Here is a 20,738-nt window from a genome sequence, read left to right on the forward strand (position 1 = left end):
CTGATAGCTGACATTATAACTAATACTTAAAAAACAAACGATAAAACTAAATACTACTCCCTACTCCCTGCTCCCTACTCCCTACCCTGATGCTATAATACTAAAAAGCCAAAGGAGTAAAAGAGGCGACACCGATGACTAAATTAGAAATTGGTCAGGAAAACGTACCGCCGGATGAAGAAGAAGCTACTCGTGAAATTGCCCAAATCAGTGAACGACTTATTGACAAACATCCTCCTGTGAAACGGGGAGAACATCCCAAAGCTCATGGTTGTGTTAGAGGAGAATTTATCATTGACCCTAACCTCCCTAACGATGACAAGATTAGAGTAGGTATTTTTAAAGAACCAGGCAAGCGTTTCGCCGCTTGTATTCGCTTCTCAAATTTCAGTGAGCAGAAGGATACCAAAGGTGATGCCCATGGTATGGCGGTTAAACTGATGGGTGTACCAGGAGACAAAGTCTTGGAGGATGAAAAATCTGAAGAAACCCAAGACTTTTTGCTAATAGACCACCCGCTTTTCGTAGTTCGCAATGCCAAAGACTACATTGAGTTTTTTGCAGAAATTGAACGTTCTGGAAGCCGGAATCCCATAAAGTTTTTCATAACTGGACTTAATCCATTTAAATGGCGCTGGCGTGAGATCCAAATCGGACTACGGATTCGGTTGTCTAAGATGCGCAGTCCATTAGAATCTCAATATTGGAGTACAACTCCATACAAATATGGGTCAGGAGCGATTAAATTCTCCCTGAAGCCTTCTCCTGATAATATCTCAACTAGTTCTAAGTCGATTCCTAAAACAGAAAACTTTCTTCGCGACGCAATCCGAGAACATCTCAACAATAAAGAAGCTTGCTTTGATTTCTTAATTCAGTTTCAGACCGATGCTGATAAGATGCCAATTGAAGACCCCACCATCGATTGGAAATCACCCTATCAAAAAGTAGCTACTCTCAAGATTCCTGCTCAGGCTTTTGAATCTCCTGAGCAAATCAAATTTTGTGAGGATTTGTCCTACACCCCATGGCATTCTCTACCAGAGCATAGACCTTTAGGGGGAATCAACCGTCCTCGCAAGCAGGTTTACGAGTTAATTTCTCGGCTACGAAACCGACTGAATAATGTCCCCCATAAAGAACCGACAACAGAAGAATTTTTCTCGATTTTTCCCCTAGATGTCTTGCCGAAGTAGGGAGTCGGGAGTCGGGAGTCGGGAGGTGTGGGGAGTGTGGGAAGTTTGGGAAGTTTGGGAAGTGTGGGAGGTGTGGGGAGTTTGGGGAGTTTGGAGAGTTTGGAGAGTTTGGAGAGCAACTGGCTTGGAAACCCCCAAGACTGCACTACATCGCTGCTCCGAAGCTCCCTTTTGCCTTTTGCCTTTTGCCTCTTGCCTTTTGCCTCTTGCCTCTTGCCTCTTGCCTCTTGCCTCTTGCCTCTTGCCTCTTGCCTCTTGCCTTTTGCCTCTTGCCTAATCCCTACTCCCTACTCCCTACTCCCTATTCCCTCGATCTGGGTGACCAAACCATGTCCATTGGCGATCGCTAGGCATATTGTCTTCTATTGTTTGTACAACGTCTCCCATGGTTCCGTCTTTGGCAACCCAACCGCCATCGATATCTGGGAAATCGAGCCGACAGTTCTCGCACTTTTTGTCATTGTAAAAGCGGATCGGACACCAGAAAGATTCGACATTCCTCAACATTTCAGCACCAAGGGAATACACCCCAGTCATCCAGTCACAGTAAAGGCACCAAATTAGATCATGACCAACTAAGCCTTCAAACTTCTGGCGACTGACATTGACCCATTCACTGTGCTTGTAACTTGGGAAGCCGAGTAACCAGATTAGGAATGGATACAAGGCTACTTCAGCAAGGCGAATCAAAAAAAACACTGGCACACTGACAGCTGTCACCCATAATGCCAAGTGGTTTCGCCACCAGCCAAACCGCTGATTGAGGTAGCTAACAATTCTCGGTCCTTTTACTGCCTCAGAATGGACTAATTCATGACCAACAATCCACAACTGTAGCGCTAATAGTTGACCCACTAGGGCAGCCAAAACCCCCACCCAGCCTACAAGTAGTCCACTGATCAGCCAAGGAATCCACACTATCACTGATAAAATCACGTCCAGCCCAGGGGCTTGGGTAAAGGATTCCGAGATAGTCTTGCCTAGCTTACCGAGCTGAGGCATTACGGTTAACACGGAGATCAACCCAATTTCCAGGGAAAAAACTGCTGCAAAGGTTAGAGCAAATGGAATCATAATAGTTTAGATGCACTATTTAGATGCACTATAGTAGTTTTGAACAGGTCTGGCATTGGATAACTTAGGCACAATTAACCATAAATTGCATGGCGGTGATACTTGGCATAAAAAAGTATCCACCCCCCTTGACGGTTACAAATCGAGGTAGGTTATTAATTCGTTTACGAATCAGTGAACGCTGAATGGTCATATGACCAGAACCGTCATTATCTCCGATGATCGGGTCTTTGTTATCATATAAACTGTTAAATCGAGGATTGTTACACCAAGTTTCCTGAAGAAACTCAAATTGACGCCTAATATTAGCATTAATACTGAAGAAATGTAGTCCTCTGGGCTTGCCATCATCCTGAATATCCACAGGCAACTGACCGTTTTCGATATCCCCGATGGGGAATAGAGGTTCTCCGTAAATAGCCCCCCGTCGAATAATCCGATGCCGATTGGATAGTTTAAAGGAATCCTCTGGGGTGGCATCTAGAAAGGAATCCCTGGGGTTGCTACGACGGATGTGAGCACCGATGGGGCAACGATAACCCTCCTTATCTTCTGGTAAGTACTTGAACTGATTCTTGTCCTGAATCTCTGGGTTATCCTGGTCTGGGGCAAGCACTAGGGGGGTACCACTGGGCCAACGTCCTACGAACTTAGCTGCAAGCAAGCTCATGGTTGGAGCATGGGGACAACCCTCGCCATCATGTCCTTGTTGGGCAATATATTGCCAAAAGCCAGCTACATCCTGGGCTAGCTTCCGGTATACCAGGTAAGTTCCATGACGTCCGAAATCTTTGAACTCTGACAGTTCTGTACCTGGAAAACTGGGCAAGATATTATCACTATCCTGGTCTACTGGCACAGATGGGGTAGCAGGCAAGAAATCGTATTGATTTGGATAGCCCAGGATAAACTCCCCAGTCTTAACCACATCTTGATTAGGGTTTTGGTTGTTTCGAGTCCCCTCAATGATCGGCTGGGAAATACTGTCGTTAAAGCCGAAATGCTCCTTATTACTAGGAGCTCTAAACCCAGGCTCTTCTGCCACAACCACTAGACTATCGTCTTGGTCTTGAAGCAACTGGTTGCGCTGCTGGGCGAGGCTTTCGGGGTCTAATCCATAAAGGATCAACAACATATGAATCTCTTCATTATTTGCTCCACCGACATCCCATTGATCTGGAGCGCTTTCTGCCGTATCTCCTAATATACGAGAACGTTTTGAAGTGGCTATCCCTTCGATTAATTCCCTGGAAAATGTTTCGAGAGTGTGCTGTGGTAGGTTAAGAACTTGCAATCCTTTGTGGGTAAAGGCAATATTCAAGGTATATTCAGGTTTTTCCGTGGTTCCATCTGGTCGTTTTGGCCACAATTTACCTGTAGTGATTTCCGGGAGAATAGTCTTTAACCATGCCTGAGCTTGTTTAGGGTTCTTGATTTGAACAAATAAATATAAGGCATAGCGTAGATGCCCATAACCACTCAATATAATTCCCTGAATATCTTCCCGTGCTTCTGGCGTTAATTCTGACATGGTTGCTTCCCTCGTTTCTGGGTTTAGAGTTACAGAGTTATCCCTGATTTATTGCTGCATCCAGCTGACGATTAATTCTTCTATTCAGTAGCTCTTTCAACAAACCATTATAAACAAACCGTTAGAGCAGTTTTAACCATTCTTCAATCGCAGATTGATTAAAATTTGTCCCGATCATTTTGCTAATTTGTTGGTCTCTCAAACTAGTTTGGACAGTTTGCTCAGGATAAGCGCTGTAGTAGACTAGGGATGGGGTTTGGTAATCTCGGAAATATTGTTTGAACGCCCCAATATCCTGAGCGCCTCCCTCTGGATAAGTCATTGTATTGTTCCAAATGGAGTTTAATCCGTCGCTGGCTCGATCAACAAAATCATTCAGATAATTATCCCATGAGCCATCATAATTACTTAAAAATAGTAAACGTTTCCCTTCATCAATAATCAGCCAACGGGCAAAATGAATTGTAGTGATATTAACTAGGGATGCTGGTGGAAATAGATATTGTCCAGCCCAATTAACAAGAAACAATACTATCTTCAGACGCTTGATTCGCTCAGGCTTAATGTCTACAAGGTGATTCATTGAGTTCTGGACAAAACGATCTTCTGCATTGGCCAGAAGCTGACTTTGAGCGAGATCAGCTTTCACACTAGTATATTGTCCAATTTCACTTCTATTTTCCGGTTTGCCCAGTATGCTAGCCAGAAAATTTATTATAACCAACAGGATTTCGCGAATTAGGTTCAAGGGATATTGAACCATATCTACCAATCCTCTCAAGATCTTTAATCCATTTAATCCCACAACTTCCCACCAAGTATTAGTTTGAGAAACCTGGGCAACTTTATCTAAAAATGGCTTGACTCCTGAACAATCTAGGTAATTATCTACATCCTTGAGATTTAATAAATTTTGAATATGTTTCCGAATGGCGATGTAGTTCTTGAGGCTTTCGACGGTTTCGTTACGGAAGGCAATGTAAAAGGCTTCGGGCTGATAGGAGTGTTGGTTAATAAACTCAGAGAATTGTGCCTTGCCCGTATAGCCTTGGCATTTTTCCCATAGGCTATCCATTCCTGGTGATATCTGAATTAGTTCATTGAGGTAGCTATCTAAGTCACCATCATAATTGCTGGAAAAGAGCAAGCGCGGTCCATTATCAGGATCATTGAGGATGGCAAAACGCGCCAAGTGGGTTTGACGGCTCTCAGGAAAGCGAACATAGGGATTATTTGCTGGATCCGAGTCAATTGCTTCGAGAAGTGATTTTATATTTGCCTCTTCTCCAGGCTTGATCTTGACAATAACAGTCAGGGGGTTTGGGGACATTTTGCCCTCCATTTCAAGGATTATTAATTAATGGTTTTGGCTAAACTAAGTTTATGGTTTAGTTTACGATTTAGTTTACCGTTTAGCTTACGGTTTAGTTTACGGTTTAGCGATCGCGTTTAACCCTATCTAGCTTTAGGCTGTAGATAATTTACGAGTTCCTGTGACTGTAACTTGATTACAATCATCACTAATTATACCCTATTTAGTTTATCAAAATTAGTTTTAACTGTCAAAATATAAACATTGTTTACATTATTATTTACATTACTCTCCTCTGGTCGCTGCCCTCTCCTTGCCAGAGCTCCATTTTCTACATATTTCTTAATATTTTCAACTAATTGTTTCTGCTAAAATAGCATGTAAGTATTCAGCCGTCAGCTGTCAGCTGTCAGCCTAATGCTTCAAATAAACCTCGAACGGTAAAATTTAATAGTTCGAGATTAATGAGAATTGAAAGTCTGGGGAAAAGCTCATCAGCTGAAGTAACAGAGATTAAACGAAGCTTAGATGTTTTATTCAAAAGCTGAAAGCTGTTCGCTTAGCCTGGCCATTCGCGTAGCGTGGCCAATGGCTGATAGCTGATAGCTAATAGCTTACGTTACGCGATGCTCGTACCGAGCCGCTACGCGAACCCATGTTTCCCTATCAAACCAGTGAATCGACTGGGTTCGTATGGCGACAGTAACCTCTTCTGTTTCCCAAGTTAAATTATTAGGTAATAACGCCCGGATGCTGAGAGAGTCTGACCCCTTAACCCTAACACTAATTAAATTATGCATGCCTAGATTTTCCACCAGGTAGATGCGACCCTTAATCCTATATTTATCCTCAGGTTGAGCTAGGGCTACATCTTCTGGACGGATACCTAGAACAATCTGTGGCGGAACTTGAGGCAAATTCGGCAAAGGAATTTTGACCTCACCCAAGAGGGCATAATTACCCTGACAGTGAAGTGTCAGTAAGTTCATTTGGGGAGAACCGACAAAACTAGCTACAAACTGATTTGCTGGGTGGTTGTAAATGCCCTGGGGTGTATCTAGCTGTTGCAGCTTACCATCAGATAACACCGCAATCTTAGTTGAGAGGGTCATCGCTTCCGTTTGGTCATGAGTCACATAAACCACTGGTGCCTTTTGAGCAACAAATAGCTGCTTCAAATCCGCCCTAACTTGCTCTCGCAGCAAAGCATCCAAGTTACTCAGAGGTTCGTCCAACAAAAATACAGCCGGTTGGCGCACCAATGCCCTGCCCAGAGCCACCCGCTGGCGCTGACCACCAGATAGCTGACTAGGCTTGCGCTCCATCAAATTTTCCAATCCCAGTTTATTCGCTACCTCCTGCACCAGGCTCCGAATTTGCTCAGAAGGAACCTTATGGAGTTTCAGACTAGCTGCCATATTGTCAAATACGGTCATATGAGGATAGAGAGCATAGCTTTGGAAAACCATAGCGATATTGCGATCGCCTGGTCTGACATCAGTAACATCCCGTCCATTGATAACTACTTTGCCATGGGTGGGTTGCTCTAACCCAGCAATTAGTCGCAGCATCGTAGATTTACCACATCCCGATGGCCCAAGTAAGGTCAGAAATTCTCCTTCATCGACTTCTAAGCTAATGTCTTTAACTGGGATTACATTACCCTTGTTAGTCTTATAGATTTTATTAATATTATGTAGCTCTAGTTTAGCCATACTATCTGGAGGTTTGGAGGTTGAAGGTTGGGAGGTTGAAGGTTGAACGCGCACGCGTGGCCAATAGGCCAAGGTTGGGAGGTTGAAGGTTAGCTGGTTGAAGGTTGAAGGTTAGCTGGTTGAAGGTTGGGAGGTTGAAGGTTGAAGGTTAGCTGGTTGAAGGTTGAAGGTTGAGAGGTTGAAGGTTAGCTGCTTGAAGGTTAGCTGCTTGAAGGTTGAAGGTTGGGAGGTTAAAAGTCGAGCGTGGAACTCACTGTCTTGATGCAGTGGCTGATGGTTTTGGAAGTGTGTGGGCAAAAGCGCGATCGCATTACTTCCCCAATACGGCATTACCTCCCCAAGACCGCGCTAGATGGCTTTTGCAATTAGGCAAAATTCGCGGGAAAATTCTACTCTCCTTCCATCTACCCATCAATGTTTACAATTCAGATGCAAATAGAAACGATCTTAGGGGAGTCAAGTTTCAAAACTGTCAATCAATACGATAATCTCCTTCGTCCTCGCGGAGTCGGTTTTGATCAGGGTAGGTTTTCAGATATGCCATGAATCCTGTAATTTGTCGGCTGCACTTCTGGCATAGATCAAATAGTTGTGTAAACTGAGATTGATGAATGTAACCAGCATCAAGAGCAACATAGGCTTGGGAACTTAGTTCACCCGCAGAGCCTCTAGCTCGACCTAAGAACTCAATAAAAAGACGTTGTGTCCGACTCTCAAAACCCTCAGCAATATTTGACATAATCGAAACCGCTGCACGACGCATCTGGTTACACAAACCAAAATCACGGGAAAACTCTCCCTCCTTTGACAGTGCGTAAACCAACCTTGTTAACTCCCGTGCTGTCTGCCATCCCTCAATTTCTTCAAATCGTTTTATAGTTCCCATACTCTTCCAAACTCAAAAGATTCAATCTTAAAAAATTCAATCTTATACCGAGTTGCATTCAAAGAGAGTAGATTGCTTGGATAGGGAGATAGGGAGATAGGGAGATAGGGAGATGGGGAGATGGGGAGATGGGGAGATTGGCGGAAGAGAAAGTTGTAGGTTTGACCCCAACTTGGTATTAAAACCTACCCTACAAAGAACCCTAAGGGCGAACAACCTCCAAACCTCCAACCCTCGAACCCTCGAACCCTCCACCCATCCACCCCTTAAACCTTAAACTTTAAACCTTCAACCTTCAACCTCTAACCTCCAACCTTCAACCTTCAACCCTCCAAACCTTGGCCTATTGGCCACGCAATCGCGTTCAACCTTCAACCCTCCAAACCTTGGCCTATTGGCCACGCAATCGCGTTCAACCTTCAACCTTCCAACCTTCAACCCCAAATAGTTAACCCTTAACTGCTCCCGATGTTAAACCTTGGACAATTTTACCTTGGAAAAACATTACTAATACCACTAGGGGAAATGTTCCTATAACTGTCATAGCCGCAATGGAACCGTAGGGAATTTCTTTTCCCAGAGAACCACTTAACTGAGCCGCAGCAACGGGCAAAGTTTTCATAGATTCTTGGCTAATGAAAGTTAGGGCTAAAATCTGGGGGGGCGACAAGCGCCCCGTAACCCTTGATATATATTAAATTGAGCGAATTATGGTAAAAAAAGATAGGTCAGAAATTGTCAAGACGACCTATCAATTCAAAATGCTACCAGAATTATATCAAAAACATTTAAAAAATCTCCTTTCCGAATCTCAATTATTGTTTTTTTACCTTGTAGTAATCATTGTACAAGATATCAAGGATGTTAAACTCGAAAAAATTGCTGAATCTTTACCTTTGCCTATTAAATGTAACTCAAGGCGTAAAAAGTTACAGAGATTTTTTTCATTACCAATATTTCAAATAAAAAAAATGTGGTTTCCACTTGTTAGAGAATGGCTCACTCAAAAATTTGATAAACACAAAAAAATCTATTTAGCCATCGATAGGACTAATTGGAATAACAAAAATTTATTGGTGGTTAGTATAATTTATAAAAACCGAGCAATCCCAATTTATTTTGAACTTCTTTCAAAACTTGGTTCAAGTAATTTTTTAGAGCAAAAACAAATACTATCAACTATTATAGGGCTATTTGATAGCTATCATGTTGTTATTTTGGGAGACCGAGAGTTTTGTTCAGTTAAATTGGCTGAATGGCTAGACAAACAAGGGTTTAAGTTTTGTTTAAGACTTAAAAAAAATGAGCAAATTGAATTAAAAAATCAGGGGTGGATTTCCCTGAAAAACTCGGGATTAAAACCAGGAATTTCGTTATTTTTTGAAAAGGTTAAAGTCACAAAAACTAAACAAGTATCAGGATTTAGTATTGCCTGTAAATGGAAGAAAAGTTATCGAAAGTCAGTAAGCCAAGAAGGTTGGTTTATCCTAACAAATATGAGCGAATTGTCTGAGGCAATATCAGCTTATAAAAAACGTTTTGATATTGAGGAAATGTTCCGAGATTATAAAAGCGGTGGATATAATATGGAAGGCAGTAATGTTGTCGGTAAACGCTTTATATCTTTACTTATTATAATCTCTTTTGCTTACTTTATTGCCACAATTAAAGGAGAAATAATTAATAAAAAAGGAGTTCAGGACTATGTAGCGAGAGTCAAAGAATATGGGCGATTAACTAAAAGACATAGCAGTTTTTATATTGGAATGTATGCTCAAAAATGGATTCATTTTATGGATAAATGTTGGGAATTAGTTTATGCTTTGATGCGTTTAAGTCGTCATAAGCTCGATAATTATTTACGAGGTATGAGAGCTATGAAGCTTATACAGTCTACTTTTTAGCTCTCATGTCGCCCCCCCAGGGCTAAAATAAATTCATTCCAAGCAAAAATAAAGGTAAGTATTCCTGTGGTTACTAAAGCTGGAACCGTTAGGGGTAACAGAATTTGGATTAGCATTTGCCAGGTGTTATAACCATCTACTTTAGCAGCATCTTCTAGCTCTCGCGGTAGCTGTTTAAAAAAGCTGCGCATCACTAATACGGTGAGAGGAAGATTGATAGCTGTATAGGAAACAATCAGGCTTATATAATTATTTCCTAGTTTAAGAATTTGGATAAGTTCCAGGAGTCCTAGGAAAATCAAAATAAAGGGAAATAAGGTAATAATTATAATCCCGGCAATGATGATTTTTTCTCCTCTTAGGGTTAACCGTGCTAAGGCGTAAGCAGCGGGAGTTCCTATCCCTAAACACAATAGTGTAGAAGTAATTGATACAAAGGCGCTGTTGAAAATATAGTGAACTAGGGGACGCAGGGTAAATAAATTTATATAGTGGTCAAGTGTATACCGCCTAGGGAAATAAATATTAGGAAGGGAAGAGATATCTTGGTTAACTTTGAGGGAGGTGAGGAATTGCCAGAGGAGTGGTGCTAGGCAGAAAATGACCAGTAAGATGATTCCTAAAGGCAGGATGATTGGTTTAATAATGTTAATTTGGTTAATTTGTTTTGTTTTTGGTTGAGGGGATGATGAGTTAGGAATAGTAGTCATTAGTCCCGTAAGCCTAGCGCTATAATTATGACCGTGGTTACCAGTATCAAAAAGGTTACTACCACAAGGGCAGCACCATAACCAAAGTCTAGATAATCCATGACAGTGGTATAGATGTAGAGAGATACAACTTCTGTAGCTCCTCCCGGAGCACCTCCAGTCATCACTTTGATCAGGTCGAAGACTCCGAAAGCTTGGGCAAAGCGGAACAGTAAGGAAATTAGGATTTGGGGCATCAATAGCGGTAGAGTAATTTGCTTGAAACTTTGCCAGGGTGTAGCACCGTCTAGAGCATAGGCTTCGTATAGGTCTTGGGGAATAGACTGCAAGCCAGCTAGGAGCAAAATGCTGATGAAGGGTGTCGTTTTCCAAACGTCTGCCGCAATCACTGCCATCATCGCTGTTGTCGGGTATCCTAGCCAGTTGATTCCCTCTTGAATAATACCTAGACGCACTAAGATATCATTCCAAACCCCAAACTGGTCATTAAACATCCAAGCCCAGACTAGACCAATCAAAGCAGTTGGCAAGGCCCAAGGCAGGATGGCGATGGTGCGCACAATACCCCGTCCTTTAAAGGTTTGATTTAAAATTAATGCGATCGCAATTCCTAACACCAGTTCCAGAGCAACAGATACTGAAGTGAAAATCACAGTATTCCAGAGACTGTGCCAGAAGCGACCATCCCCCATCATTCGCCCATAATTATTCAGACCAGAAAAGACTGGTTGTAGCTGTGTCCCTAGGTTATTAGTGAACAAACTTAACCAGAACGAACGCAAAATAGGATAGCCATAGACTAGCAGCAGTAGTAACAATGCTGGTGTTACTAACAGCCACCCTGTCCTTTGCTCCTGTGCTGCTATCGGATCAGTTTTCATTCTACCGACAACAGCCTACGGGTTTCATCAGCTGCTGCTTTCATCATTTTTTCAGGACTAAGTTTGGGATTAGTTAGTACAGCGTTGAGGTACCGTTGTAAAATATCAGATACCTGGGAATATTGGGCAACTGGTGGACGCAAGACAGCCCCCTCTAACACCTCTAGCAATTTTGGATAGTGGGGATATTTCGCAACAATGTCTGGGTCTGCAAACAGCTTCCGTCGGGTTGGCAGATAGCCAGTTTCCAGAGTATACCGACGCTGGGCTTTCTCACTGGTGAAATACTCAATAGCCCTCCAGGCTTCCTCAGGATGTTTGGAAGATTTAGCAATTCCCAAACCCCAACCTCCTAAGCAAGCACCAGCTTTGCCACTAGGACCATGAACCATAGGGCTAATGCCAATCTTGCCTTTCACCTTTGAACCCTCTTGATTTGCCAATGACCAAACATAGGGCCAATTCCTCAGAAATACCGCATCCCCATTTTGAAACAACAGTCGTGTTTCTTCTTCCTGATAGGTAGTGACACCAGGGGGTGAAATTCCTTGTTTGATGGTGCTGCGCAGAAACTCCACAGCTTTAATCGCTTCCGGTTGATCCAAACCCACGTCCAAGGTTTCTGGATCAACCCAGAAACCACCAAAGCCTGCAAGTATCTCCACAAACATGGCTGACAAGCCTTCATATTGACGACCTTGCCAAAGATAGCCCCATTTGGAGTCATCATTTGCCTGCAATTGTTGGGAAATGGTGACCAACTGCTCAAAGGTTTTTGGGGCTTGGAATCCAGCTTGCTCTAGCAAATCCTGACGATAGTAGAGCATACCACCATCGGAACGGAATGGTATGCGGTATAGTTTCCTCTGGTAGCGTCCTGAATCAACTGCTTTATCCAGAAATTCCTTTAAATACTCCTTACTAACCCGGTCTGATAGGTCTAGTAACCACCCTGCAGCAGCAAATTTAGGAGCCCAAATCACGTCCATGTTAATCAGGTCATAGGGTGAGTCTCCTAAGATGAAAGCAGAGGTATAGAGGTCTTCTGTTAAGTCAGAGTTTAATGGTCCTTCGATCAGTTCGATTTGAATATCTGGATTCTCTAGCTCAAAATTCTTAACCAGTAGTTCCTGCCAATCAGAAAATTCCCCCGCTCCCATCAATAGGGTGAGTTTAACAGGGTGCTGGGTCAGTGCTGGTAATGCCCAAAACTGGGACAGGAGCACACTGGGAATCAGGATTCCCAAAAGAATCAGGATTATGACAGGTCTTAGCAGTTTCGTGAAACCTTAATCAGCGCGTCGCAGAATTTATCAGTTTACCATCAACTATCCGACTCTGTAGGAGATTCATACAGATCGGCTTTGCTCCGAGCAAAACTATGGGCAAGCTCAGAAGAGCAAAGATAATTGTTGATAACACGATTGGTGTCAGGAAAGATTTGTCGAATGTAGATTGGTTCATGATTAAATGCTTACCTTAAAGAAGTTCTAGTACTGGTCGTGAACTCAATGGCTAGGTAAAATTACAGGTCCCGTAGCAGGTATTTTCCTGCTTTTTGCTCCGTACACAAATAATCTACCGATCTCACCAAGAGCAGTCGATAACTAAAAGTTAAGGAAAGTTATGGAGTTGCCCTAGGATTCGACTTAAATCAAACATGAGGTATACCCAATCGCTCACATAACGCAAATGCGATCGCAAACCCCTGAGGTTCAAACTAGGACAAAACGCTGGCAATAAAGCTACCGTTCAAAACCAACGAAAAGCTGACATGATCAGCGTTTTTAAGTTGGCATTTTTAATTTGGCTATCAGCTATCAGTTATCAGTTATCAGTTATCAGCTTTTGAATAAGCGATGCAGCGCCGACCTGCGGGGGTTTCCCCCACTCGCGCTTTGCATGGCTGACAAGAGGTAAGCATTGGTTTAATCTGTGTTATCTCAGCTTATGGTATTTTACCCAGACTTTCAATTTTCATTAATCTCGAACTCTTAAATTCTCTCCTTAGAGGTTTATTTGAAGCTGACTGCTGACTGCTGACTGCTGACTGCTGACTGCTGACGGTACTAATCATTGAGTTTTAAGTAGCTATCCTAAGGGAGTAATTGTGAACGGCTCTACAATCCACAAATTAATCTTAGCACCAGTATTCATTTCCACTACACTCTTTTGTGTCTTCACCTTACCTGTAGCCATATTTGGTGAAGAGTCCCTCACCATCCGCATCCAAGATGAACTATTTTTCCATGGTAAGGTCAAGGATGCGGCAGCTCCTTACTTGGGACTAGCGATGTTAATCAGTTTGGGAGTAGGTATCTCTAATGCTACTTTAGCTGGGTGGCACGACTCTTCCCTGAAGTCAGCTACCATTGAGTCTGAGTTAGACACTATCGAGAAAGCTCTTCAGGAAAAGGAAAAGTTAATTCAACAACTACAAGTTTCAACATCTGAGCTGAACACACAGAAGCAACAGAAGCTAGATAATGTAGTCGCTTATGAAGAAGTAAAATTTGCTGAGGCTGCCAGCGTACCGATGGCAAAGGAGGTTTCTGGGACCGTGGTCATGGAGAAACCGATAACAGTTATGGAACCGTTAGTAATTACCGAGGAACCAGTGCTTGAAAACCTAGGGATGTCATGGCAACAGAGTAAGGTAAAAGCTGGAATCTATCAGTTTGCCTCTGCTCAAACTTTCTTAGGCTACACCAAGGGATGCAGTCGGCCACAGGGGGGAACCCCCATTCGCGATGGCATCAAGAATACTTCTTCTGCTTCTGAACAATCCACAAGCATCAGAAATCCTCAAGTTCTGGCCAAAGAACTTGTGCTAGTTGAAGCACTCCAAAGTCAAATCCAAAACCTATCGGCTCAGTTAGAATCTGTCCAAACATCTCTAAAAGCAGCACCCCAAGTATCTGACCAAGCTCAAGTGGCAGCCTAGAAAATAAGTAAGCATTCAGCATTCAGCATTCAGCATTCAGCTATTTGGTATCAGCTATTTGGTATCAGCTATTTGGTATCAGCTATTTGGTATCAGCTATTGGCCAAGCTACGGAAACAGCTTTTTAATAAAAGAAGCTGACGGCTGACCACTGACGGCTGACCACTGACGGCACCTCAAGCAGGGTGCGCGTAGCGCATAGGCTGATGGCTGATGGCTAACAAGGGATCAGCAGAACTTTATAGGCGGTCTTTACTGTGAAGTACCCCAACCTGCTTGACCTTTGGTCACGCTACGCGAACGCTGAGGTTGGGGCTTCCAATTCTCAACTCAAATCAGGGACGGTCTTATTTGTCTTTGAGGTTTCCCGCGCGCGTCCCCGATGCCTCAACCAGAGGAGCGACCCTAGGCCGGGGAACCCGACCTAGGAGGCGCGCGCCTGCTGGAATTGGTCTTACTCAGCGTCCACAGGCAGACATCCGCCTTCTAAGGACGTATAACTTTTACGACAGACTTACCATGGAATTACAGCTCTATGGCTAACCAGCCGGGGCAAGTCTCTTCCCGAAGACGAAACCTTAGTAGAGTGGAGCCTTTATGGTTGGTCGGCTATGCATAAAAAGGTTAAATCTTTATGATTAAGGCTCCACTCTACTTACGGTAACTTCAAACCCTGAGCTCTGAAGCGTACTTTTACACCTTGAAGGTAGCCTTTTAGTCAGTCAGGTGGGTCATCAACCAAATTTATTCTAACACGATTCGCAACAAGTCCTCGTCTCGCTATCCATCCCCACCGTGAAAGACGGTGGGGAATTCCGCGAGTTTTGTTAAAAAGACCGCCTATGACTATAAGAAGCATGTGATGTTAATTACAGTTAATCACTTTTCAAGTCAGTTATTTTATGACAGTTAATTGTTAATTAGTAATTGGCAATTTTATTTTTAGATATAGCGTTGATCATACTGTTGTTCATGCTTATGAGGTAAATTCAATTTATTTACCCCTACTCCCTACTCCCTGCTCCCTGCTCCCTAAAACCCAGCATTTTGTACCTCACCCCATTGATAATTACTATATTAAACTTTGCTCAGAGGCATTTTACCATCCTTAAGCTCAAGCAGATGTGACCTAGAGGATTCCACTAGCTCAATTGCCAGACCTTCCCGCGCCATAACCGTATTAGAAAACTCCTTAACAGCCTGTTCTCCGATATGGTCCAAAAAATCATCATTATGCAGGGGATCATGATGGAAAATGACTAATTTTTTGGCATTAGCAGCTCGAGCAACTTTGATAGCTTCCTGCCAGGTAGAATGTCCCCAACCCATTTTGCTCGATATTTCAGAGTAGTATTCTTCATCGGTGTAGGCAGCATCGTAAATCATCACGTCCGCATTATGAGCCAGCTGCAGGACATTTTTATCGAAACCCTTTTCGAGATGTTCTGTGTCAGTGATGTAAGCAGCTGAATAGCCTCGCCAGTTAACTCGATAGCCAACGGCTTCACCTGGATGGTTCAAGGGTGCATTTTCTACCGTAATCTCACCAATGTTGACTGTTTCTCCAATCTCAAGGTCATGGAACTCCTTTTTTGATTGCATAATTTGCAAGGGAACCGGAAAATTTGGGTGGGTCATCTGATCAGTTAGACGATTCTCGATGGTGGCACCGTTAGGAGCACGGGTGCCATAAATATGAAAACAATTCCTTTTAATAAAGGCAGGGGTAAAGAAAGGAAAACCCTGAATATGGTCCCAATGGGAGTGGGTAAAAAATAGATGAGCTTCTACTGGCATCTCCTTGAGTAGGGACTGTCCCAAAACTCGCAACCCTGTACCACCATCAAAAATTAGACGCTCACTACCAACTCGCATCTCTATACAAGGTGTGTTGCCTCCATACCGAACTGTTTCTGGTCCTGGACAGGCAATACTACCTCTGACGCCCCAAAAACGAATAGTGAATAAGTTGTGGGTATTAGACATAATTTTTCCTTGCAGGCTTTTGCAGTTAGTTCATCAGTGAGGGTTTTCTGACGAAGAGGGTGTCAGTGTATGGTAATCCAGGAAGGGGCTTGCGGTAAAGCTAGAATAGTCAAGTACCCTTAGCCGAACTCCTATTTCCCCTTACCTTTTCTAGCTAGAATTCAAGCACTTTGCACAGCACACCTTAGCACAAGAGTCACACTAAAAATCACCAAGGATCTCAGCTGGATTGTTACTGGTTAGAGGTGATTAGCTGACTGAATTCCTCTGTTGTTGTAGGGTGTGTCGATTATACAAAGTAGCTCAAGTTTACCAGTATAGTTCATCAATCTGGAACTATTATGGCTGCTAGCAAGTACTTCTTATTCCTAAGATTCCCAAAAGCGTAGCAATATTCACCTTAATGTCGTGTAAGTTACACAACCAAATCCTGTGATTTTGGTCACATACTTGGCAGTAGTACCAGAGGAAGACTACCCCTGACATTGATTCCCCCTCGGAGGTATGATCAACAGAAACCAGAGTAAAGACCAATGACCAATCAAAAGATAGTTGTCAAAGTCGGCACATCTAGTTTAACTCAACCAGCAACAGGTCAGTTGGCCTTATCTACCATTGCTGCCCTTGTCGAAACCGTGACGCGGCTGCGTTCTGAAGGTCATCAAGTGGTACTGGTTACCTCTGGCGCTGTGGGGATTGGCTGTGGGCGACTGGGGTTAACATCACGACCGAATACACTCCCTCTCAAACAAGCGATCGCAGCGGTGGGTCAAGGACGGCTGATGCGGATATATGATGACTTATTTAACAACCTCAACCAACCTATTGCTCAGATTCTCCTCAGCCGTCGAGATTTTGTACAGCGTAGTTGCTATGTTAATGCCTATGCTACCTTTCGGGAACTACTTCAGCTGGGGGTGATCCCAGTGGTGAATGAAAATGATACTGTAGCTGTAGATGAACTTAAATTTGGTGATAACGATACCCTTAGCGCCCTAGTAGCTAGTTTGATTGAATCCGATTGGTTGTTTTTACTAACTGATGTGGATAGACTTTACTCAGCAGACCCCCGTAAGGTACCGGATGCTGAACCAATTATTTCAATCAACAGCATTGAGGAATTAGCTGAACTAGAGGTACAAGCTGATGACTCAGGCTCTGGTTGGGGCACTGGTGGGATGGTAACCAAAGTTGCTGCTGCCCGAATTGCTACCAATGCTGGGGTCAGAACTGTAATCACTGAAGGACGACGTCCAGATAACATTGAAAGAATTTTACAGGGAGAATCCCTGGGCACCCAGTTTGCCCCCCAAGCTCAAACCAATAAAGCCCGCAAGCACTGGATTGCTTATAGTTTAGTCCCCGTAGGGAAACTCTATCTTGATAATGGAGCGGTAAAGGCAATTTCTGATGGGGGCAAATCTCTATTAGCAGCTGGCATTACTGCTATAGAGGGGGATTTTCGTTCATCAGATGCCGTAGAGCTATGTGATAGCAATGGTACGGAAATTGCTAGGGGACTGGTGAACTACAACAGTAATGAATTACATAAGATTCGAGGGCATAAATCCGAACAAATCCTGACTATTTTGGGTTACAAGGGGGCAGAAACTGTGGTTCATCGGGATAATTTGGTACTGATGAATTAGGGAGTAGGGAGTAGGCAGTAGGCAGTAGGCAGTAGGCAGTAGGCAGTAGGCAGTAGGGAACAGGGAACAGGCAACAGGCAACAGGCAACAGGGAAAAAATACTCTGTACCTGATTAGGTTAGAAACCGCTATACTGTATGTCTCTCAAGATTGTGATCAATCAAGAAAATCATGGTTTCGTAAACATATGCGCTACGCGCACGCTGCGCGAACAGCCATTGGCCGTTGGCCACGCTACTAGATCGGTGCTTAAAATCAACCTTCCTTAGCCTGCGCAAACGGGAGAATTTAATAGTTCGAGTCCCTATTCCCTGTTCCCTGTTCCCTGTTCCCTAAAAACCTCACTCAATTGAAAACCGCTATATACCCTTTGAAGATAATTTTAATTCGTGGCTGCCTCTTTGGCTGATTCTACCCAACTATCAAAGATTTCCTGATTGTTCTTTATCCATTCTTCGGCATGGCGGCGAATATCTTTTGGGCTACTTTCACCATCTTGTACGAGTTTTTGTTGAGCATTCACATCCTCAATAGGAATCGTCATCAACTCAAACAGGCGTTTGGCAGCTGGATTGGCTGCTAAAAATTTCTTGTTTGCCATCACGCGAACTTGATCGACACCAACACCTAAATTTTTTCCGTCAACAGTAGTATCTTTTTTTGTTATATTTTCCTGTTCTTTAGGTAGAGAAAGAAAAGGAACCTCTAATCTAATGGTATCTTCTCCTGGCTTTAATACTGTCACTGACCAGTGGGGACTATAGCTATAAAAGAAAATCGGTTGTCCTTGTTTATAGCGACCCAATGTGGCTGCCAAGAGAACATCATAGTTGCCTTGGTCATGTTCAACGGTATCGCGCAACTTGTAAGCATCGAGCTGATGTTCAATTACTAACTCACACCCCCAACCTGGATTACAACCAGTTAAGTTGGCTTTGCCATCCCCATCAGAGTCAAAAAGTTTGGCAATCTTGGGGTCTTTTAGTTGTTCCAAATTAGTAATTTTGTATTGGTCAGCAGTTTTTTTATCAATCTGATAGCTTTGCAAAGCATCAGCAATAATTACCCCCACTTTTTCTAATTTTTGGTCACCACCGTTTTCTAAAAAGAATTTTTTGTGTATATTTTGCCAATGAACACTGTAGAAATCTACGTCTCCATTCCTGACAGAAATGTGTGCCAGGGGAATACTAAGTTGTTTTATTTCTGCAGGTTTATAACCAACTTTTTCCAAAGCAATATTGATGATTTCGGAAACAAATAAGGCATAGGTGGAAACGGAGGATGCAGAACTGACCTTTACTGTTTTACCTGCTGTGGATTGACTGCCATTTGGGGTCTGTGCTCCACAGGCGATTAAACTTAGGCATAAAGCTGCTGCTAAGATAGCACAAATAAATTTATTAATTTTCCTGATGGTCATTTCTTGGATTCTATTCGATCAAGTGCTATCGGGATGTTACAGCTAGATTTTGCCTGAAATTCTCGTAAGGCGCAATCCCGACTACTGACCATAGGGTGAAATGGGCATCTTGGTGGAATGGGCAAAATGCCTGTTTCATTTTCGGGCGGGCAGGATGCCCACTCTACTGCTATTGATTCGCGCAGCGGGCAGGATGCCCACTCTACGGGGTTGCTGAATTAAGGAATGAATGCGCGATCATCTGGTTTTATTAAAGCCCAGAATTGGGGGGCTAGGGGGGCGAAACCATACCCAGAATCAGCAACGCCCTCTTTTAATTCAATATCAGGATTAGGCGTTGCACAGTGACGAATGATTAGGAGAATTGAGGAATTTGCCGATGTTTCAAATAATAGAGCAGCAAGCGAATTGACTTGCATAACATATCAATTGACTTGGAGTAGCATAAAGTTTTACGATGTAACCTAGCTAAGTAGTGTCAATGACGGCAGTTTTCTCCTTCTACTCTCGTCATGGCTGTTTTAGAGCTGATTTATAAAGTAAATCTAAATAGAGGAAGTACATAGCAATAGTGCCGATATCATACGTTGATGTTGCCTACATCTCACACCATGACTAGAAAAGCCTATAAAAGTGATATCACAGATGCACAGTGGCAGCTCATTGAAGCCTTTATTCCACCAGCCAAAACTGGAGGACGTCCTCGTACTGTCAATGTACGTGAAGTTGTCAATGGTATTTTTGCCCGTTCTACGCACTGGATGTTCTTGGGAGATGCTCCCTCATGACTTACCTCCCTACTCAACAGTGTACTTTTACTTTCGTCGTTGGCAGAAAACTGGAGTGTGGCAGATGATGAATCATTACCTGCGGGATTCATGTCGTCAACAAGTGAATAGAAACCCTCAACAAGCGTGCAGCAATTGCTGATAGCCAGTCGGTGTCTTGATGCAGTCGCTCATGGGGGAAACCCCCAAGACCGCGCTGCATCGCTAAAAACGACGGAAAAAAGGGGGAAGTGTATGGCTTCGATGGAGGTAAGTTAGTCAAGGGACGTAAGCGTCATATCATTGTAGATACCCATCGATTGCTGTTAAGTGTGGTAGTCACAGCAAGCCAACGGTCAAGATCGAGTCGGAGCTGGGGCCGCATTGATGGAAGAAAGTTTTGACTGTTCTAGTTTGCAATTAATTTGGGTTGACCAGGGCTATAGTGGCCAACGCGCAAGCTGGTGTTGTAGCCAACCTTTGCGGTGCTGAGGAAGAGAAACGTTAAGCGTACGGAATCTGAATTTAAGGTTAACCCGCGACGCTGGGTAGTAGAACGTACCTTTGGTTGGTTAGGACGCGCTTCGTCGTCTGAGCAAAGATTATGAACTCCTGCCTGAAGTCAGTGAGGCCATGATTTATGGCGCTATGGTACGACTTCTGCTCAGCCGTCTCACCTCCTAATATCCACTTTATAAATCAGCTCTTAGACCTGAATCCTTAAAAAATTTTTGGTAGTCTTAAATATGATAAGATATGA

17 protein-coding genes and 4 pseudogenes are annotated in these 20,738 nt (G+C 43.2%); 8 read left to right on the forward strand and 13 right to left on the reverse strand.

From position 1 onward, the window contains the following. Window positions 1-134 precede the first annotated feature (134 nt). The 3 genes from BJP34_RS17730 to BJP34_RS49020 are packed head-to-tail and all read left to right on the forward strand — an operon-like array spanning window position 135 to window position 1,546. Entirely contained in the window at window positions 135-1,196 is a 1,062-nt protein-coding gene (locus BJP34_RS17730) for a catalase family protein (RefSeq protein ID WP_070393487.1), read from the forward strand. Next, window positions 1,180-1,473 carry a hypothetical protein gene (locus tag BJP34_RS37075; protein ID WP_083305233.1) on the forward strand — a complete coding sequence of 98 codons (294 nt, stop codon included), beginning with the start codon at window positions 1,180-1,182 and terminating at the stop codon, window positions 1,471-1,473. Before BJP34_RS17730 ends, BJP34_RS37075 begins: the two co-directional genes overlap by 17 nt. Continuing rightward, the gene (locus tag BJP34_RS49020; RefSeq protein WP_267876597.1) at window positions 1,424-1,546 is read left to right on the forward strand and encodes a hypothetical protein; all 123 of its coding nucleotides are present in this window, start codon (window positions 1,424-1,426) and stop codon (window positions 1,544-1,546) included. Before BJP34_RS37075 ends, BJP34_RS49020 begins: the two co-directional genes overlap by 50 nt. On the opposite strand, the gene BJP34_RS17735 is transcribed toward BJP34_RS49020, so the two are convergent. The 6 genes from BJP34_RS17735 to BJP34_RS17760 all read right to left on the reverse strand — a co-directional run bounded on the left by BJP34_RS17735 (window position 1,491) and on the right by BJP34_RS17760 (window position 7,714). Next, window positions 1,491-2,270, reverse strand: coding sequence for a hypothetical protein (locus BJP34_RS17735; RefSeq protein ID WP_070393488.1), 780 nt, complete (start codon window positions 2,268-2,270; stop codon window positions 1,491-1,493). The two genes, BJP34_RS49020 and BJP34_RS17735, sit on opposite strands and share 56 nt — an antisense overlap. Before the next feature lie 64 nt (window positions 2,271-2,334). Continuing rightward, complete coding sequence (locus tag BJP34_RS17740; RefSeq protein ID WP_083305234.1) at window positions 2,335-3,801, reverse strand: Dyp-type peroxidase; 1,467 nt, start codon at window positions 3,799-3,801, stop codon at window positions 2,335-2,337. Window positions 3,802-3,922: 121 nt separating this feature from the next. Next, on the reverse strand, window positions 3,923-5,131 hold the full coding sequence (locus BJP34_RS17745) for a hypothetical protein (RefSeq protein WP_149031031.1): 1,209 nt from the start codon (window positions 5,129-5,131) through the stop codon (window positions 3,923-3,925). Window positions 5,132-5,727: 596 nt separating this feature from the next. Beyond that, entirely contained in the window at window positions 5,728-6,828 is a 1,101-nt protein-coding gene (locus BJP34_RS17750) for an ABC transporter ATP-binding protein (RefSeq protein ID WP_070396737.1), read from the reverse strand. Window positions 6,829-6,939: 111 nt separating this feature from the next. Further along, the gene (locus BJP34_RS17755) at window positions 6,940-7,158 is read right to left on the reverse strand and encodes a hypothetical protein (protein WP_070393490.1); all 219 of its coding nucleotides are present in this window, start codon (window positions 7,156-7,158) and stop codon (window positions 6,940-6,942) included. Window positions 7,159-7,300: 142 nt separating this feature from the next. After that, the gene (locus BJP34_RS17760; protein ID WP_070393491.1) at window positions 7,301-7,714 is read right to left on the reverse strand and encodes a four helix bundle protein; all 414 of its coding nucleotides are present in this window, start codon (window positions 7,712-7,714) and stop codon (window positions 7,301-7,303) included. A gap of 112 nt (window positions 7,715-7,826) precedes the next feature. Between BJP34_RS17760 and BJP34_RS43575 the strand changes: the two genes are divergently transcribed. Continuing rightward, the gene (locus BJP34_RS43575) at window positions 7,827-7,991 is read left to right on the forward strand and encodes a hypothetical protein (protein ID WP_158517277.1); all 165 of its coding nucleotides are present in this window, start codon (window positions 7,827-7,829) and stop codon (window positions 7,989-7,991) included. Between the two features lie 171 nt (window positions 7,992-8,162). Here BJP34_RS43575 and BJP34_RS37080 read toward each other — a convergent pair whose 3' ends face one another. Further along, entirely contained in the window at window positions 8,163-8,336 is a 174-nt protein-coding gene (locus tag BJP34_RS37080; RefSeq protein ID WP_418904150.1) for a hypothetical protein, read from the reverse strand. 139 nt (window positions 8,337-8,475) lie between these two features. Between BJP34_RS37080 and BJP34_RS17765 the strand changes: the two are divergent. Continuing rightward, window positions 8,476-9,644, forward strand: a pseudogene (locus BJP34_RS17765) (IS4 family transposase). Here BJP34_RS17765 and BJP34_RS17770 read toward each other — a convergent pair. The 3 genes and pseudogenes from BJP34_RS17770 to BJP34_RS17780 all read right to left on the reverse strand — a co-directional run. Beyond that, window positions 9,636-10,328: pseudogene (locus tag BJP34_RS17770) on the reverse strand (carbohydrate ABC transporter permease); the annotation flags it as partial. The pseudogenes BJP34_RS17765 and BJP34_RS17770 sit on opposite strands and share 9 nt — an antisense overlap. Next, on the reverse strand, window positions 10,328-11,209 hold the full coding sequence (locus tag BJP34_RS17775) for a carbohydrate ABC transporter permease (protein ID WP_070393492.1): 882 nt from the start codon (window positions 11,207-11,209) through the stop codon (window positions 10,328-10,330). The gene BJP34_RS17775 and the pseudogene BJP34_RS17770, both read right to left, overlap by 1 nt. Next, the gene (locus tag BJP34_RS17780) at window positions 11,206-12,435 is read right to left on the reverse strand and encodes an ABC transporter substrate-binding protein (protein WP_229424425.1); all 1,230 of its coding nucleotides are present in this window, start codon (window positions 12,433-12,435) and stop codon (window positions 11,206-11,208) included. Before BJP34_RS17780 ends, BJP34_RS17775 begins: the two co-directional genes overlap by 4 nt. Before the next feature lie 884 nt (window positions 12,436-13,319). Between BJP34_RS17780 and BJP34_RS17785 the strand changes: the two genes are divergently transcribed. Next, entirely contained in the window at window positions 13,320-14,153 is an 834-nt protein-coding gene (locus tag BJP34_RS17785) for a hypothetical protein (RefSeq protein WP_070393494.1), read from the forward strand. Between the two features lie 1,077 nt (window positions 14,154-15,230). Here the strand turns inward: BJP34_RS17785 and BJP34_RS17790 are convergent. After that, a complete protein-coding gene (locus BJP34_RS17790) occupies window positions 15,231-16,139 on the reverse strand; it encodes an MBL fold metallo-hydrolase (protein WP_070393495.1) in 909 nt (302 codons plus the stop codon). Between the two features lie 533 nt (window positions 16,140-16,672). On the opposite strand from BJP34_RS17790, the gene proB reads away from it, so the two are divergent. Continuing rightward, complete coding sequence (gene proB, locus BJP34_RS17795; RefSeq protein WP_070393496.1) at window positions 16,673-17,788, forward strand: glutamate 5-kinase; 1,116 nt, start codon at window positions 16,673-16,675, stop codon at window positions 17,786-17,788. Window positions 17,789-18,170: 382 nt separating this feature from the next. Here proB and proX read toward each other — a convergent pair whose 3' ends face one another. Together proX and BJP34_RS37085 are read right to left on the reverse strand one after the other, a co-directional pair. Beyond that, on the reverse strand, window positions 18,171-19,211 hold the full coding sequence (gene proX / locus BJP34_RS17800) for a glycine betaine/L-proline ABC transporter substrate-binding protein ProX (protein WP_070393497.1): 1,041 nt from the start codon (window positions 19,209-19,211) through the stop codon (window positions 18,171-18,173). A gap of 355 nt (window positions 19,212-19,566) precedes the next feature. Then, a pseudogene (locus BJP34_RS37085) lies at window positions 19,567-19,743 on the reverse strand (IS1 family transposase); the annotation flags it as partial. A gap of 79 nt (window positions 19,744-19,822) precedes the next feature. Here BJP34_RS37085 and BJP34_RS37090 point away from each other — a divergent pair. Next, a pseudogene (locus BJP34_RS37090) lies at window positions 19,823-20,662 on the forward strand (IS5 family transposase). Window positions 20,663-20,738 lie beyond the last annotated feature (76 nt).

This window comes from Moorena producens PAL-8-15-08-1, from assembly GCF_001767235.1.
In the GTDB taxonomy this organism is placed as follows: domain Bacteria; phylum Cyanobacteriota; class Cyanobacteriia; order Cyanobacteriales; family Coleofasciculaceae; genus Moorena; species Moorena producens_A.

Coding starts and splice junctions, on each gene's coding strand:
- BJP34_RS17730 (WP_070393487.1), top strand. CDS start 135: ATGACTAAATTAGAAATTGGTCAGGAAAACGTACCGCCGGATGAAGAA.
- BJP34_RS37075 (WP_083305233.1), top strand. CDS start 1,180: ATGTCTTGCCGAAGTAGGGAGTCGGGAGTCGGGAGTCGGGAGGTGTGG.
- BJP34_RS17735 (WP_070393488.1), bottom strand. CDS start 2,270: ATGATTCCATTTGCTCTAACCTTTGCAGCAGTTTTTTCCCTGGAAATT.
- BJP34_RS17740 (WP_083305234.1), bottom strand. CDS start 3,801: ATGTCAGAATTAACGCCAGAAGCACGGGAAGATATTCAGGGAATTATA.
- BJP34_RS17745 (WP_149031031.1), bottom strand. CDS start 5,131: ATGTCCCCAAACCCCCTGACTGTTATTGTCAAGATCAAGCCTGGAGAA.
- BJP34_RS17750 (WP_070396737.1), bottom strand. CDS start 6,828: ATGGCTAAACTAGAGCTACATAATATTAATAAAATCTATAAGACTAAC.
- BJP34_RS17755 (WP_070393490.1), bottom strand. CDS start 7,158: ATGCCGTATTGGGGAAGTAATGCGATCGCGCTTTTGCCCACACACTTC.
- BJP34_RS17760 (WP_070393491.1), bottom strand. CDS start 7,714: ATGGGAACTATAAAACGATTTGAAGAAATTGAGGGATGGCAGACAGCA.
- BJP34_RS43575 (WP_158517277.1), top strand. CDS start 7,827: ATGGGGAGATGGGGAGATGGGGAGATTGGCGGAAGAGAAAGTTGTAGG.
- BJP34_RS37080 (WP_418904150.1), bottom strand. CDS start 8,336: ATGAAAACTTTGCCCGTTGCTGCGGCTCAGTTAAGTGGTTCTCTGGGA.
- BJP34_RS17775 (WP_070393492.1), bottom strand. CDS start 11,209: ATGAAAACTGATCCGATAGCAGCACAGGAGCAAAGGACAGGGTGGCTG.
- BJP34_RS17790 (WP_070393495.1), bottom strand. CDS start 16,139: ATGTCTAATACCCACAACTTATTCACTATTCGTTTTTGGGGCGTCAGA.
- proB (WP_070393496.1), top strand. CDS start 16,673: ATGACCAATCAAAAGATAGTTGTCAAAGTCGGCACATCTAGTTTAACT.
- proX (WP_070393497.1), bottom strand. CDS start 19,211: ATGACCATCAGGAAAATTAATAAATTTATTTGTGCTATCTTAGCAGCA.